Genomic DNA, 16,479 nt, shown 5'->3' with positions numbered 1-16,479 from the left:
ATTAGTGCTGGGCAGAGTCCTCACCATCCCACCAATGATGTTGTAACCATTCAACTTGTGTGGGATCAGCCGCCTGCAATAGGAGCTGCCCTGCCGCCAGTTCATAGGGCAAGAGGTTTTTCTTAACGGCATCCCACATCTGGCGTGCATCATTAGCGGCATACGCGGTCACACTATCCAGCCTGTCACCAAGCATTTGCTCGGCGGTCAACTCAAGTGCAACCCAATCTTCAACTTGATGATATAGCCCCTTGGTGAGCGCTGAACCGCTCCTGTCATCTTCCAATTCAAACAGGTATTCCTGCGGTTTGTGTTGATAGCTTTGGGAAGTAGATAGATAGGAATCAGATGTATTTTTCATAGCAGCCTCTCTAAAGATATTTATACCCAGCAAGCAGTACAGCCTCTATAATCGCCACCTTATTTCTATTTCAGCCTATTAATTATAGGCCGCCCAATCCAAATGCAAGAGCGTTAACACGAGAATCAAATGCAAGAACAATACACTCCCGCGCAAGTCGAAGCCGATGCCCAAGAATATTGGGAAACACACCAAAGCTTCAAAGTGGTAGAAGACCGCAGCAAAGAAAAGTTCTACTGCCTCGCCATGTTCCCCTACCCAAGCGGCAAGCTGCATATGGGCCACGTGCGCAACTACACCATCACCGATGTGATTGCCCGCTACCAACGCATGCAGGGCAAAAATGTATTGCACCCAATGGGTTGGGATGCTTTTGGTCTTCCCGCTGAAAACGCCGCGCTCAAGCACAACACCGCACCCGCGGCATGGACCTACTCCAACACCGACCATATGCGTGGCCAGCTAAAGCAGCTCGGTTTCGGTTTCGATTGGTCGCGCGAAGTGACAACCTGTAAGCCTGAATACTACAAATGGGAACAATGGTTCTTCACTCGTTTGTACGAAAAAGGTTTGGTTTACAAGAAAATGGCGACCGTGAACTGGGATCCGGTTGACCACACGGTATTGGCTAACGAGCAAGTAATTGATGGCCGCGGCTGGCGTTCAGGCGCTTTGGTTGAGCGCAAAGAAATCCCGCAATGGTTTATCAAAATCACCGATTACGCCGAAGAGCTGATCGACGATTTGGACAAGCTTCCAAACTGGCCAGAACAAGTAAAAACCATGCAGCGCAACTGGATCGGCAAAAGCCGTGGTCTGGATATGCGTTTTGATTTGGCCAATCCGGTCGGCGAATTTACCGGTTTTGACGTTTATACCACCCGCCCTGACACCATTATGGGCGTGACTTACGTAAGCCTTGCGGCTGAACACCCCATCGCCAAAATCCTTGCAGAAAAGAATACCGCTCTCGCGCAATTTATTGCGGATTGCAAAGTGCAATCTGTAGCGGAAGCCGATATGGCGACCATGGAAAAAGCAGGCATGGATACCGGCATTAAAGCGCTTCACCCTATTACCGGCGAGCCAGTTGCCGTGTGGGTCGCCAACTATGTGTTGATGGATTACGGCTCAGGCGCGGTGATGGCCGTACCGGCGCACGACCAACGCGATTATGAATTTGCCAAAAAATATAACATTGGTTTGGTGCAAGTAATTGCTCCAGCCAATGGCGAAGAAATCGATTTAACTAAAGCCGCTTTCACCGAAAAAGGTGTGCTGGTTAATTCCGGTGAATACGATGGTTTGGATTTCAACGCTGCCTTCGATGCTATCGCCAGCACATTGGAAATGGCCGAAAAAGGCCAAGTGAAAACCAATTACCGTTTGCGCGACTGGGGGGTTTCCCGTCAGCGTTATTGGGGTGCTCCAATCCCCATGTTTAACTTGCCCGAAGGTGGCGAGATTCCTGTTCCGGCGCACAAGCTTCCAGTGCTCCTACCTGAAGATGTGGTGATGAACGGCGTTCACTCGCCAATCAAAGCAGACCTGGAATGGAAAAAAGATACGCTGGACGGCAAAGCCGTTGAACGCGAGACAGATACCTTCGATACCTTTATGGAATCCAGCTGGTACTACGCGCGCTACACCTGCCCGAACTTTGAAGGCGGCATGCTCGACAAAGAAGCTGCCGATTACTGGTTGCCAGTAGATCAATATGTTGGCGGTATTGAACACGCGATTTTGCATTTGCTTTATGCACGCTTCTTCCACAAATTGATGCGCGACGAAGGCTTGGTTTCTTGCGATGAACCTTTCGAGCGTTTGCTCTGCCAAGGCATGGTGTTGAAGGACGGCACCAAGATGAGTAAATCCAAAGGCAACACTGTTGACCCGGAAGAACTCATCAATCAATACGGCGCAGATACCGTTCGCTTGTTCTCTATGTTTGCCGCACCGCCAGAGCAAAGTATGGAATGGAGCGACTCCGGCGTTGATGGTGCTAACCGTTTCTTACGCCGTTTGTGGCGCGCGGTTGAAGGCCATTTGAACGCAGGCACACCGGGCAAACTGGATGTTGCAAATTTGCCGCAAGCACAAAAAGATTTGCGCCGTAAAACGCACGAGACAATTCAAAAAGTGAGCGATGACTTCGGGCGTCGCCAAACCTTCAACACTGCAATTGCGGCCACAATGGAATTGCTGAATGAAGTGAGCAAACTTTCTGACCGCGCTAATCCGCAAGGCTTGGCGGTTGAGCGCGAAGCTTTGGAAACTGCGATTCTGCTGCTTGCACCCATCGTTCCGCACATCACGCACGCTTTGTGGAAAGAGTTGGGTAACCAGGGCATTCCATTAAATGCGGCTTGGCCAAAACTGGATGAAAGCGCCTTGACTCGTTCAACTATTGAAGTGGTTGTGCAAGTAAATGGCAAAGTGCGCGGTAAGTTGGACGCCCCCATCGATGCACCGAAAGAAGTGCTTGAGCCGCTGGCTTTAGCGCAAGAAAACGTGCAGAAATTTTTGGAAGGCGTCACAGTGCGTAAAGTTATTGTGGTGCCCAACAAACTGGTCAGTATCGTAGCGAACTAACTTTATTTTTCGCGGTAGCTCAGCTGCTGCGAGAAATAACAAAAAGGTTTTTATGAAAAAAATTATCGCTCTGGCATTAATTACATTGGGTCTCACTGCTTGTGGCTGGCACATTCGCGGCTCCGTTGAGTTACCCAAACAATTATCCAACTTGTATGTTTCTGCCACCGATAGCAAAGGCGCACTCATCACCGATGTGCGTCAACTGTTAAAAACCAATCGCGTCAAACTGGCTGAAAAATCCGCAGACGCGAATTATTCGCTTAACATTTTAGAAGAAACCAAAGATCGCCACACTGCCGGTGTGGGCGGCGATGAACTGAGTAGCGCTTACGAAATCACGCTCAAGGCGAACTACGAAATTCATTTAAAAAACACTAACCAAACGATTAAAGGCTCCGCAATTAGCGTGCGTAACTTTAACTACAACACCGCAGCCATCAACAGTGCTACGCAAGAAGAGTTATTGCTAGAGCAGGAAATGCGCCGCGATTTGGCACAACAAATTTTGCGCCGCTTAAGCTCAGTCGTTGCCAATCCACCGAGCGAAAAAAGCAAACCTAATAAATCACCCAAACCTACCGAATCCTCGTCCAGCGAGACCAGCAATGGCAAAACTGCGCCCTGAACAACTGGGCAGCGCGCTCACTAAAAGTTTAGCGCCCATTTATATTGTTACGGGCGAAGAACCGCTGCTTATTCAAGAGACCTGCGATGCCATTCGCGCCGCAGCGCGCAAAGCCGGTTTTGTTGAGCGCGATTTGTATCATGCCGATAATCATTTTGATTGGAGCCAGGTTTTAGCCTCAGCGAATAGCATGTCGTTATTTGCCGACAAAAAGATTATTGAAGTGCGCGTTCCCAACGGCAAGCCCGGCGATAAGGGCGGCAAGGTTTTACAGGAATATGCGCAATCGCCCTCTTCCGATAATTTGCTTTTGGTCATCACCGAAAAAGTTGACAGTGCCACACAAAAATCCAAATGGTTTAGCGCACTGGAAAATCAGGGTGTACATATTCAACACTGGCCGGTCACTGCAGAAAACTTATCCCACTGGATCGGCGTGCGTTTAAAGCAAGCCGGCCTGCAGGCCGATAGCAATGCTATTGATTTACTCGCCTCACGCATTGAAGGCAACCTGCTCGCCGCGGTACAAGAAATTGAAAAACTGAAATTACTCGCACCCGGCAATGTCATTAACATGGAACTTATGGCGAGTGTTGTGGCAGATAGTGCACGTTACGATGTTTTCGGACTGTCTGATAAAGCCTTACACGGTGACGCACGCGGCGCAGTAAAAACCTTGCACGGATTAAAATCTGAAGGCACCGAGGCTATTGCGGTGCTTTGGGCACTCACGCGCGATATCCGCAGCCTGGTGCAAATCTCGCAGATGACCAGCCAAGGCAAAAACTTTGACTGGGCCGCAAAACAATCTGGCGTTTGGGATAAAAAACAACCCCTCTTTCGCAGCGCACTACAACGTTTGAAACCAGCACATCTACAGCAATTACTCCGCAAAGCTAATGGTATTGATAAAGCGGTTAAAGGTATGCGCGATGCAGAACCTTGGGATGAGCTGCTCGATTTAGTGCTCAACCTCGCAGGCGTGCAAAGCTTGCATCCCGCCAATGAAAAGCTAAGCTTAAAAATATAAAAATTTTCGCCTCACGAAATAAATATCGAAACAAGATTATAAAAATTCCACGGACGGAGAAAACACCAAAAACAACAGCCCGCTAAAATCCTCAGCTAATTTGATTAGCCTGATATTCATTACAAAAATTTTTGAGGAATAAATATGAGACGGCAACAACTCCTATCCGCTATTGCAGCAAGTGCTGCATTGATTATTGCAAGTGCATGTAGCTTCGCCGGCGAAGACCGCACTCCATCTGGCACCAACCCTACGCCACGCACCCAGGAGTTTTCCTGGATGTCCGTAGATACCTGGAACAAAATGTACGCCGAAGATATTGCCGTTGCAAAACAAGGCGGTGTAGATCTGTTATTTGTGGGCGACTCTATTACCGCTGGTTGGAATTGGGATATTTGGCAAAAGAATTTTTCACAATATCACCCCGCTAATTTTGGAATAGGTGGTGACCACACTGGCAACTTGCTCTGGCGATTAAAATACGGTCAGGCAGAAAAATTAAAACCTAAAGTAGTCGTTATGCTTATTGGGGTAAATAACTTCGGGCATTTGAACGAAACCCCACAACAAGTAGCCGACGGCATTACCGCCAACATCAAATTACTTCGTAAAATTTACCCCAACGCAAAAATTCTAGTCAATGGCGTATTTCCCTTCGAAGAGCAAGCAACAAGCCCCAAACGTGCAATGGTAAAAGAAGCTAATGCGCTCGTAGCCAAACTCGATGACAACAAACATATTTTTGTTAAAGATTACGGACCACTACTGTTGCAGGCAGACGGAAACATTTCGAAAGAAGTTATGGGAGATTTTCTGCACCCCACTGCAAAAGGCTACCAAATTTGGGCAGATGCCATGCTACCCGACATTCAGCAGCTGATGAAATAAGGAGCACTTATGCGTAAACTTTTTTCATTCTCCGCAAGCTGTCTGGCAATTTATTTCAGTTTGGCTTGTGTAGTTACTCAAGCGCAGGAGCTTACAGTGAACTCTATTTCCGCAACTGATCGCAGCATCGCAACTATGGGACGCATTGTCAAAAATGCCGATGGTAGCGCGCAATTTGCATTTCCTGGAGTTAGTTTTTTTATCAACTTTGAAGGAAAAAAATTATCACTCGACGCAATGAGTAGCGGCGGCCAGAATTATATCGAAGCCATTGTTGACGGCGGCCAACCCAAGATCATTAAGTTATCGGCAAAAGAAGAACATATTGATCTGGTAGAAAGTGCAGTTGCGCAAAAGCACAGAGTTCAAATTATCCATCGCTCGGAAACCTGGCACGGCGTGGTAAGTTTTAAAAAATTCACAACCGATGGAAAATTTTCAGAAGCACCAGCATTACCAAAACTTAAAATAATGGTACTGGGCGACTCGGTAACTTGTAGCGAAGCTATTGATCGTGTTGACGGAGGCAAGAAAGATACAAGCTGGTGGAATCCGCGCTTATCCTACGGCATGCTCACCGCCAACGCTTTCAATGCTCAAGTGAATCTGGTGTGCATGGGTGGACGTGGTTTAATTCGCAGCTGGAATGGTAAAACCGATGAAAACAATTTACCGGACTTTTATCAATTTGCACTTGCCACCGATAAAGATCCGATTAAATGGGATCACTCCCAATATGACCCGGATTTAATTATCAGTGCTATAGGCACAAATGATTTCAGCTCTGGCATTCCCGACCGCGAAACCTACGTCAACACCTACGTTAAATTATTGCTAAGCTTACTGACCAATCATAAACACGCACAAATTGTTTTAATGGAAGGTTCTATTTTAGATGGCGATAAAAAAGCAGCATTAATTGGTTATCTTAACGAAGCCAAAAAACGTGTAGACGACAAACGTGTGCACATAGTGAAGGCAAACCACTATCCCGGCGACAAAACTGACGGGCACCCCACCAAAGAACAACATGCATTAATGGCAAAAGATTTGATCCCGCAAGTTAAAGCTATAATGAAGTGGTAATTTTCATCAAAAAAAAGGGGCTTTATAAGCCCCTTTTTTTATTTCAAATGTTATGGGTTACACCTTTTCTGCACCCAAAGGCTTAAACATCAGAATTAATTTCGGCAACAAAGTTAAAGTGCCGATAATCGCAGTGAACATGGCGAATGAAGTTAGGACACCAAAATATATTGAAGGGATAAATTGTGAAAGCGCAAGAATCGAAAAACCAATCACAATAGTCGCCGACGAATAGAACATGGCGCGACCAATTGATGCATGTGAGCGATGCATAGACTCAATGTAATTTCCGCATTGTGCAAACTCTTCTTTAAAGCGGTAAATATATTGAATCGCCTGATCCACACCTACACCCACTACAATTGCTGCAATTGTAGTCGTCATCATATCCATAGGGATTTTTGCCAAGCCCATTCCGCCCAACACAATACCCGCCGCCAAAATATTCGGGAATATTGCAATCAAGGCAATACTCAATGAACGGAACAACAAGAGCATCATCAACACAATAGAAATAAATACCACAAAGATGGTTTTGATTTGCGATTCAAACAAGCTCGCCAACATATTGTTATACAGTGTCAACATGCCGGTGAAGTGAACTTGTTCAGGCTGCAACTTGGCTTCATCGATGGCGTAATGACGAATCCGCTCCACCAGTTCAGCGCGACGCAAATTTGGTGTAGTTTCTTTTACACGTAGAGTAATGCGCGCTTGTTGCTTTTCATCGGACAAGTAAGGTGCAATCAAAATATTCTGGATGTCTTTGGACAAGGCACTACGCATAACGCCCAATTCAAAATCATTTAATTTGCCCCCGTTAATATCCTGCGCAACCTGATAGCTAATTGCCAAAGATTGCACCTTGCCGACTTCTGGCAAGCTTTCTAAATAATCATGTAGTTGTTTGATTTGATCCAACCCACTAACGCTAAACCAGTAACTATTAACTTTTGGCTTTGTTTCGCCTGCACTACTTACATCAGCAAAAGGATCATCAGATTCCGCCGCATCTGCTTGTGGTTTAGCTGCAGGTTCTGCAAATGGATCTTCCTCTGCTTCACCCGCTACCGGAGCTTCAGATGCTGCCACTTTTGGCGCATCGATAATAATTTCCAGCGTTGCTGTGCCGCCCAACTGTTTATCAATTACCGAGAGGCCACGATAAATTTCACTGTCAGAATGGAAGTAATCAATAAAACGGTTTTCCACTTCCAGCTTGCTTAATCCCCAAATAGAAACCAGCGAAAGCAAAACCGTTACTGCTATAACCGTACCACCGTGAAACTCTGCAATACGTGAAAATGGCAGGGTTAATTTTGCAGATTTATCGCCACTATCTTTAGGTTCACCTTTTGGCAACAACATCAAACCTGCAGGCACAACTACAAAAGACAAAATAAATGCAACCGTTAAACCGATTGTCATCATCCAACCAAAATCGATTACCGGACGAATGCCGCTCATCACTAGCGACATAAATGCAACAATTGTTGTTAATGCGGAAAATAAACAGGGCTCAACCATTGCTCTCGCAGTTGCCATGACTAAATCTGCTTGCTCCCAATCTGGATGCTGCGCGTGAATTTCGCGATAGCGCACCACCACATAAATGGTAAACGCAAACGCCATAATCAAAAGCAGCGCCACAAAGTTGGAAGAGATCACAGTTAAACGCCAGTCAATCCAGCTCAACCATCCCAACATCAAGGCAACTGAAATTAAACAAGTACCCAGTGGCAAAATAATAAAACGCCATTGACGAAAAATAACGGCGAGCACAAGAATAATGAACGCAACCAACACCGCACCAAAGACAACCAAATCACTTTTAATGTAGGTGAGCATATCCGAGGTAATCATGGTCACACCGCCCAAAAATATTTCCGCGTGATCGCGATATTTTTGGGCAATCTGGCGCACCACTTCAACACGCGCGCTGTCAGTTGCAGCTGCTTCGGTACGTAACACCAAATATTCTGCGGCTACTTGTTTCAGTTCTTCCTGTTCAGCGGGAGTCAATGATTCTGCATCGCGTTTTGCACGCAGGGCATCGCGTTTGCGCACCAACTCAATGGCGTGGTTGTTTACATCAAGATTGATTAGGAGCGCAGTGGTTTTGCCATCAGGGCTCAACAGCATATTGCGATAAATCGGACTGCTTAAAAATTCTTGTTTAGCTTGTGCACGATCAATGTCGGGTGTTAACAGCGTACGCGTTGATTCTTTTTGTTCAGCCAGTGAACGCATAGGGCTGTAAATGAGCGGAACATCAATCATGGAATTGACGCTTTGCACACCTTCAACTTTCGCTAAATCATCGCGCAGGCTTTTAAGCGTATTAATTGATTCATCAGAAAACATGTCTGCTTTGGGTGAATAGGTCACCACCAAAAAATCGCCGCGCTGGTAGCGCTGGTTAATTTCGCGGAAGTAATCAATCGTGGTGTCATGCTCAAGCGTAAGCGAATCGGCAGAGGCATCCAATTTAAAATTGGGCAAGCCAATAATTGCCAGGACAGTTAAAGCGAACAGCCCCGCTAACACGGCGAAGGGACGCTTAATGATGGTGGATTGATAAAAAGAAGATACTTTATTTTGCACACTGGCGAACATGTTAGACATGAAGGGACAAACCTTTTTCGATTCTATTGAGGTCATTCATTTGAAGCCAACTCACTTGAAGAATTGATTTCAAACCTGATGAACCATCAGAAAACTCAAAGCCAGCCGAGACTGGAGGACAGGAAAAACTGATGGCTATTATGAGGGAGCAGGCAGCTGATGAACACCTTTAATTCCCTGCGCGAACGCAATGGGTGACAATTATCAGTTCGCTAGCTGAACGCCAGATTAACAAGCTGGCAGCTCAACTAAACGCATGGCTAATCTGCGTTTTTCTTGTGACCGTCGATATGACCCAAAGGTTTCTCCGGCCAAAGTAAATCGCGCACGCGAACTTTCAACTCCTTGGCTTCGGGGAAACCATCGTCGCGCTTGCGCTCCCAAATCAGTACTCCATTAAGCCATACCTCAAATACACCACCGGTACCCGGCTTGAGGGTAACTTCGTGTAAATCACCGTCAAAGGTGGAAAGCAGTTCCTGGGCTAACCACGCTGAACGAAGCATCCAGCGACATTGATTGCAGTAGTGAATAATCACTTTATTCACAGAATTAGTTGATTCAGGCGACAAGTCATTCGAAATGGTCATAAACAAACCTAATTTGAGTTGTTACAATCGCGGTATTATAAAACCTAACGCTTATTAAAAAGCCATTTGTGACCAACGGAACTCATCAATGCTCAAACTCCACTTCAAGGATAACCGCCAACCCGCGTTTTGGGTGACGGAGAAGTTATATTGCATTGGCTCCGCAAATGACAACCAACTGGTAATCCCCGACCCAAGTGTTGACGCATTACACGCCAAACTTTTTGTTGAGGATAATAAGTACGTACTTAAAGACAATAACAGTACCAGCGGCTGCTTTATTAATGGCCAGCGTGTTACCCAAAAAGAAATCCTGCCCGGCGATATAGTTCGCTTTGGTAATGCCGAACTCATAGTGCTGGACCCCCGCAAACTTCACGACGATGAACCCTTGCAGGCCGCGCCCTGGCGACTAGTTTCCGACAGCAGTTGGCTGCCGGGTAAAACCTTTATCATCATGCCCGAGAAGTCCGTTATTATCGGCCGCACCGAAAAGTGCGACATCACCATTCCCGGCACCCATCTCTCCCGTCGCCACACTGAGTTGCGCATTCAAGGTTCAACCCTTTTGGTTAAGGACCTGGGTTCATCTAATGGGACTTTTTTAAACGACCGACAAATTACCGAGGCAACCGCCCAAAATGGCGATCGTTTGCGCCTTGATGTATACACATTCCGCTTGGTCGCACCGGATGTTGATGGCCACAAAACCCGCATTCGTGCCTCTATAGATACTATAAGCAAACCGGTTGAGCGCAAACAAACCAGCAGCGAGCCCAAGCGCTGGAAAACCCGGCCTACTTCCCCAGGCAATCGCACAGAGCCAACCTACGAGGAATCTTCGTCGCGCTATTGGAAATGGGTGTTAATCGGTGTAGCCGTGGTTGTTTTAGCCATGATTGCAATCAAACTCTTGTGGTAGAATCCGCACCGAATATTTATACGATAACCTCTACCAGGAACCGCAATATGAGTTTTGAAAAAGTACCGGCGGGCAAAAGCCTCCCAGACGACTTCTATGTAGTTATTGAAATCCCTTTGAATAGCTCAATCAAATACGAAATCGACAAAGATGCCGACGCGTTGTTTGTAGATCGTTTAGTAAGCACACCAATGCACTACCCAGCTAACTACGGCTATATCCCACAAACATTGTGTGGCGATGGCGACGCAGCTGACGTATTGGTACTTTTCCCGGAACCAGTGCAGGCAGGTTCAGTAATTCGCTGCCGCCCAATCGCGGTATTGAAAATGACCGATGAAGCGGGTGAAGATGCAAAAATCCTCGCCGTACCGCACGACAAATTGACCAAGCTTTACAGCAACGTTAAATCCCTGAGCGACTTGCCGGAAATCGTTCCACAACAAATTGCACACTTCTTTGAACACTACAAAGATTTGGAAAAAGGTAAGTGGGTAAAAGTTGAAGGCTGGGGCGACCTGGAAGCGGCACGCACAGAAATTCTGAATGCCGAAGCAGCCTATAAAGCAGCACAAAAATAATACGCAATAAATAACGGCCGCCTTGAGCGGTCGTTATGTTTTTAAGTTTCGGGTGAGAGCGAAACCAATACGATAAGTTAAAGCAAATAAAAGAGCGCATGGAACACAGCGTTCGATAAAAAAACCAGCAGGCAGCGTGAGTAACTGCAGTTACCACCAAAACAAATCAGTACAATAATAGGTATTCTCATGGCCTCAGCCCCTAACGTGAAACACCCCTTGTTATGGGTGCCAACTGGTTACTTCACCATGGCACTCGCGTACATGACACTTACCAGTGTCAGCGCCATCATGTTTAAAAACCTCGGACTTGATAACGGAACTGCCGCAGAATATGCGAGCTACCTGATTCTTGCTTACACTATCAAACCTTTATTTGCCCCCTTTGTTGAAATGTACAAAACCAAAAAGTTCTTTGTGTTGTGTGCACAGATAATTGTTGGCGCGGGTTTTTTAGGCGTAGCACTTGCCATGAGTTTGCCTAACTACATGCTTATTCTTATGACTCTATTTTTTATATTGTCATTTGTGGGCGCAACCCAGGACATAGCCTCAGATGGTGTATATGTCACCTCACTAGACAGCAAAGCTCAATCGCTCTACTGCGGTGTACAAAGCTTGAGTTGGAATATAGGTCCGATTGTAGCGATGGGTGGCCTTGTCTACCTCAGCGGCAAATTACACACCGAGTATTTTCACCATGACGCAGCTGTTTTTGGGTCTGATTGGATTGATTCATGGCGCATTATTTTCTTCATAGTGGCAGGCATTACAATTCTCATGGCCTTTTGGCACATGCGTTTTATGCCAGAGGGTGCCAGAGCAGAAAACACGCCGAAATCTACCAAAGAAGCAGCACTGATTTTGTGGGACTCATTCGTTACCTTGCTCCAAAAGAAAGATATTTGGATCATGTTGGCATTTGCCTTCCTGTTTCGTTTGAGTATCGGTTTTCTGGAAAAAATTGGTCCCTTCTTTATGGTGGACCCCATCGAAAAAGGTGGGTTGGGTTTAACTAATGAAGCCTTGGGTATTGTCTATGGAACCTATGGTCTTGCGGCAGTGGTTCTTGGCTCATTGCTGGGTGGTATGTTTGTGGCAAAAAGAGGCTTAAAACCTACCCTCTTCTTACTTTGCTGTGCCATTAACATCCCCAACGTCACTTTTCTTATTATGAGCATCTACCAACCCAGTGATCTTGTAGTAATCACCGCTGGCGTCGCCATTGAGAAGTTCTTTTTCGGCTTTGGATCTGTAGGCTTTATGATTTACTTGATGCAGCAATTGGCTCCGGGTAAATACACTACGACCCATTATGCATTTGGCACTGGCTTGATGGGTCTGTGCATGATGGTGACAGGAGCAATAAGCGGCCATCTGCAGGAATACATGGGCTACATCAACTATTTTGTTTTTGTAATGATTGCAACCATCCCCTCGTTTATTGTTTGTTGGCTTGCGCCTTTCCATCAAAAGGACAACGCTTAATCATCAGCATCTCCTTTAAAACGGCCGCATCTGCGGCCGTTTTTATTTCTACCGTCCCAACTCCCACACCACTTTAAGCTCCAAAAAAGTGATGCCTTTACCGAAAGTAACGTTCCAGCACCTCTAAATCACCAGCTTAAGCAGCGTGCGCAAACTGGTGCGCAAAAACCTGTGAAAGATACAACTATGAGTTGGCGAACTTCTCCGTGGTTCGTTTAAACGAGTCTTCTAATAACCAATAAAGGTACTCAAGATGTTAAAACTTTCAGGTGTTATACGTTGGTCCGCATTACTTGCTGCAAGTCTTTTCGCGGCAAGCCTTCAGGCAAAACCTTACAAAGCTGCAGAAATCTATTCAAAGCAAACCTACAAATACGGACGTTATGAAGTGCGCATGAAAGTCGCCAAGGGCAGCGGTGTGCTCTCCACCTTCTTCACTTATAAAAATGGCTCCGAGATTGGCAACACGTTCTGGGAAGAAATAGACATAGAAGTCTTCGGCAAAAACAACGCAACCCAATGGCAAAGCAACGTCATTATTGGGTCAAGCCGACCAACGACTAAAACCGAAGGCCTGCACACTGCATCCGCTTCTTTAGGGGACGGCTACCACACCTATGTACTTGAATGGACACCTAGCTACGTTGCCTGGTACGTGGACGGCGGTCAGGTTCGTCGAATCACCGGGGGGCAGTTTGTGACCAGCCTGACCAGCAATCAGGATATTCGCTTTAACGTGTGGGCCGCGAACATCGCCGAATGGGTGGGCGCTTTTGATCCCAATATTCTGCCGGTGTACCAATTCGTGAATTACATTGAATACAAGCCTTACAGTGCATCAACCAACAGTTTCACCACCAACGGTAGCTGGCGCGACGATTTCAACAGCTTTGACACTAACCGCTGGAATAAAGCCAATTGGACATTCACTGAAAATTACGCCGATTTCGATACCAACAACGTAGTGGTGAAAGACGGGACTTTAGTGCTCGCTTTAACCAGAGAAGGCGCGACCGGGTTTAACGGCACCGTACCTTCAGATGGCGGAACGACTCCGGCACCGAGTGTGTTTATAGAAGCCGAAAGCTTTAACGAAGTGGGCGGCAGCGTAACCGTATCTGGCGGTGCTGTAGGCTATATAGATGCTGGCGAATGGATGAAATACAACAACATAAACATCCCTGCGACAGGAACCTACAAAGTGGAATATCGCGTTGCATCGGCTTTGACTACCGCGCAATTTACGTTGGATAAAAACGGCGTTGGCTTGGGCACTATCAGCGTACCTAACACTGGCGGCTGGGGAACCTACGCGACTATTTCACATGATGTTTCATTAACAGCGGGCGTACAAAGCCTGGCGATTTACGCCAACTCCGGTGGTTTCAATATCGATTGGATTAAATTGACTAAAATCTAAGTACAAGCAACTGTTTCAACTCGGGTGGCAATTTATTTGCCACCTTCTTTTTTTCTAGAGGCTCTACCATGTTTACACCATTGCGTTTATCAACGCTGCTGTTGGCGCTAGCAAGCTGTTTAACCGTTAACCTGAGTTACGCAAAAGCCTACAAAGGTGCAGAAATTTACTCCAACCAAAGTTACCAATACGGGCGCTACGAAATGCGCATGCGTGTTGCAAAAGCCAGCGGAACTTTGTCCACCTTTTTCACTTACAAAAACGGTTCAGAAATTGGTAATACTTTTTGGGAAGAAATTGATATAGAAATTTTCGGAAAAAATAATGCTACCCAATGGCAAAGCAATATTATTTTGGGCACACAGCGCCCAACGATCAAAACAGAAATGACGCACACCTCTGCTACATCATTAGCAGATGCTTATCACACTTATGTATTGGAATGGACGTCCGATTATGTTGCCTGGTATTTAGATGGAATTGAGATTCGCCGCGTTACCGGCACCAGCACAGTTACCAGCTTGGTGAATTCACAATCCATTAGATTTAATTTGTGGTCATCCACCGCCGAGTCCTGGGTGGGGCCGTTTGATGATAGCCAACTCCCGGTTTACCAATTTGTTAGCTACCTGGATTACAAAGCTTACAACAGCACGACCAAAACATTTGAAGGTGGATGGCGCGATGAATTTACCAGTTTCGACACTGGGCGCTGGAGTAAAGCGAATTGGAGTTTTGATGAAAACCGTGTGGATTTTGCACCGGAAAACGCCTTGGTTAAAGATGGCGTACTGGTACTAGCGTTAACGCGTGAAAACGCAACAGGATTTACTGGAAGCGTACCTGCCGACGAGAATTCTAGTAGTTCATCAAGCAACTCAAGCAAAAGCCCAAGCTCGGCAGCGACCAGCAGCTCCTTTTCTAGCTCTTCAGCGGCAAGCTCGTCTTCCTCGGTAGCCTCATCCGCAGAAGCTTCTTCCACACCCACAACCACGTCTGATGGCGGAGGTTCATCTAGTGGGGGCGGCGCTATAGGTTGGCTTGAGTTAGCAATCTTCGGAAGTTTATTGTTGATTCGTCGACGCGCTTGATGAAGATTCAGCGGCGTGCTGTTTACGAAAATCCGCCGCTGACATTCCCGTGTAGCGTTTAAAAAAACGATGGAAGGATGATTTACTGTTAAAACCCGATTCCAACAAAATATCCAAAATAGTTCGGTCCGCAAATTTGGGATCAACCAACATATCTTTTGCTTTATCCACACGATAAGAATTCACAAACTCAAAAAAATTGGTATTGAAATCCTGGTTAATAATAGCCGACACCTCGCGATAATGAATGCCCACATGCTTGGCAAACTCCTCAATATTCAACGTATGTTTTAAATAAAGCTGTTGAACTTCCATTCCTTCGCGAATACGCGCAATAAAATCCGGAGAGTGCTCTGGAGTCAGGACAGGCGGTTTTTCTTTGGGTGCATTCTTGGTTTCTATAAGCTGATGCGCGTAGAGCAAGCTGTAAATAAACAATGCATTGACCAGAAAAAACGTAATGTAGTTATCTAAAATACCAAAGGTATCTGCACGACTTATTCCTACCGACTCCCCTAAAACATGAACCACCAAAGACCAGCACCAATTGAGCGCAAAACCTAATGTCAGCAACATCAACCACTGCGGACCTTCCAAACTCAGGCTTGAATAAAAAGCTTTTAATTGCTGTTTGTAATGCCACACCACCCAAACTGCGCTTACTGCATAAATGACGGTTAAAAATTTAAGGTAATGCCATAACAAATTGGTCACGTAAACGCTAAAGGCAGTTTGCGTACTAGATACAAATCGCAGTTGATCACTGTCGATTCCACCTACAAATAACAAACCCACTACTATCACGACATTAATCAGGTGCAGGGCTTCTCGCCAACCAAAACGGAAATTTTCGCGCGTAATAGCAACCACATATAAAAAAAGACTCGTGCTCTTGCCTACTACGGTTAACCCCAAACCCAACGCAAGCGCCCATTTTGCAAATGTTGATTCGATATGCAAATAGTTATTCCACAGCAGCAGATTACACAGCGCGTTCACACCCACACAAATGAAAAACAAGGTAAGCAAACGCGACGCAATTTCTTTTTGCTTGGACAATAGCAATTGAAAGATAACCAGCAGCAAACACACTGCAAGTGTAAGCACTAAAATTAAATCGTGGACATTAAAAATTGGTGTTTGCATTGCACGGCTCTTACAGCAAGAAAAGCAGAGG

The 16,479-nt window shown here is 46.0% G+C and carries 14 protein-coding genes; 10 read left to right on the top strand and 4 right to left on the bottom strand.

Annotated elements, in window-relative coordinates; genetic code table 11:
- Position 1: 1 nt before the first annotated feature.
- Positions 2-361: a hypothetical protein gene (locus IE104_RS13525; protein ID WP_189419388.1), complete on the bottom strand. Its 360-nt coding sequence runs from the start codon at positions 359-361 to the stop codon at positions 2-4.
- A 129-nt stretch (positions 362-490) separates the two neighbouring features.
- Between IE104_RS13525 and leuS the strand changes: the two genes are divergently transcribed.
- The 5 genes from leuS to axe2C all read left to right on the top strand — a co-directional run bounded on the left by leuS (position 491) and on the right by axe2C (position 6,585).
- Entirely contained in the window at positions 491-2,953 is a 2,463-nt protein-coding gene (leuS, locus tag IE104_RS13520; protein WP_189419386.1) for a leucine--tRNA ligase, read from the top strand.
- Positions 2,954-3,005: 52 nt separating this feature from the next.
- Positions 3,006-3,581 carry an LPS-assembly lipoprotein LptE gene (locus IE104_RS13515; protein WP_189419384.1) on the top strand — a complete coding sequence of 192 codons (576 nt, stop codon included), beginning with the start codon at positions 3,006-3,008 and terminating at the stop codon, positions 3,579-3,581.
- On the top strand, positions 3,562-4,611 hold the full coding sequence (holA, locus tag IE104_RS13510; protein ID WP_189419383.1) for a DNA polymerase III subunit delta: 1,050 nt from the start codon (positions 3,562-3,564) through the stop codon (positions 4,609-4,611). The genes IE104_RS13515 and holA overlap by 20 nt, the downstream gene beginning before the upstream one ends.
- A gap of 144 nt (positions 4,612-4,755) precedes the next feature.
- The gene (locus IE104_RS13505) at positions 4,756-5,499 is read left to right on the top strand and encodes a GDSL-type esterase/lipase family protein (RefSeq protein ID WP_229837916.1); all 744 of its coding nucleotides are present in this window, start codon (positions 4,756-4,758) and stop codon (positions 5,497-5,499) included.
- 9 nt (positions 5,500-5,508) lie between these two features.
- On the top strand, positions 5,509-6,585 hold the full coding sequence (gene axe2C, locus IE104_RS13500) for a bifunctional acetylxylan esterase/glucomannan deacetylase AxeC2 (protein ID WP_189419381.1): 1,077 nt from the start codon (positions 5,509-5,511) through the stop codon (positions 6,583-6,585).
- Positions 6,586-6,642: 57 nt separating this feature from the next.
- On the opposite strand, the gene IE104_RS13495 is transcribed toward axe2C, so the two are convergent.
- On the bottom strand, positions 6,643-9,210 hold the full coding sequence (locus IE104_RS13495) for an efflux RND transporter permease subunit (protein WP_229837905.1): 2,568 nt from the start codon (positions 9,208-9,210) through the stop codon (positions 6,643-6,645).
- A gap of 260 nt (positions 9,211-9,470) precedes the next feature.
- Complete coding sequence (locus IE104_RS13490; protein WP_189419379.1) at positions 9,471-9,800, bottom strand: Rdx family protein; 330 nt, start codon at positions 9,798-9,800, stop codon at positions 9,471-9,473.
- Between the two features lie 88 nt (positions 9,801-9,888).
- Between IE104_RS13490 and IE104_RS13485 the strand changes: the two genes are divergently transcribed.
- From IE104_RS13485 to IE104_RS13465, 5 genes are all read left to right on the top strand, one after another.
- Positions 9,889-10,722 carry an FHA domain-containing protein gene (locus IE104_RS13485; protein WP_189419377.1) on the top strand — a complete coding sequence of 278 codons (834 nt, stop codon included), beginning with the start codon at positions 9,889-9,891 and terminating at the stop codon, positions 10,720-10,722.
- 47 nt (positions 10,723-10,769) lie between these two features.
- A complete protein-coding gene (gene ppa / locus IE104_RS13480; protein ID WP_189419375.1) occupies positions 10,770-11,303 on the top strand; it encodes an inorganic diphosphatase in 534 nt (177 codons plus the stop codon).
- 189 nt (positions 11,304-11,492) lie between these two features.
- Positions 11,493-12,791, top strand: coding sequence for an MFS transporter (locus IE104_RS13475; RefSeq protein WP_189419373.1), 1,299 nt, complete (start codon positions 11,493-11,495; stop codon positions 12,789-12,791).
- Between the two features lie 253 nt (positions 12,792-13,044).
- Positions 13,045-14,211, top strand: coding sequence for a carbohydrate-binding protein (locus tag IE104_RS13470; RefSeq protein WP_189419372.1), 1,167 nt, complete (start codon positions 13,045-13,047; stop codon positions 14,209-14,211).
- A gap of 68 nt (positions 14,212-14,279) precedes the next feature.
- A complete protein-coding gene (locus IE104_RS13465; protein WP_189419370.1) occupies positions 14,280-15,302 on the top strand; it encodes a family 16 glycosylhydrolase in 1,023 nt (340 codons plus the stop codon).
- Here the strand turns inward: IE104_RS13465 and IE104_RS13460 are convergent.
- Positions 15,276-16,448, bottom strand: coding sequence for a helix-turn-helix domain-containing protein (locus IE104_RS13460; RefSeq protein ID WP_189419368.1), 1,173 nt, complete (start codon positions 16,446-16,448; stop codon positions 15,276-15,278). The genes IE104_RS13465 and IE104_RS13460 overlap by 27 nt on opposite strands.
- Positions 16,449-16,479 lie beyond the last annotated feature (31 nt).

This window comes from Cellvibrio zantedeschiae, from assembly GCF_014652535.1.
Lineage (GTDB): Bacteria > Pseudomonadota > Gammaproteobacteria > Pseudomonadales > Cellvibrionaceae > Cellvibrio > Cellvibrio zantedeschiae.
Note: the sequence above shows the minus strand (reverse complement) of the source record. Positions and strands in the feature narration are given on the sequence as shown.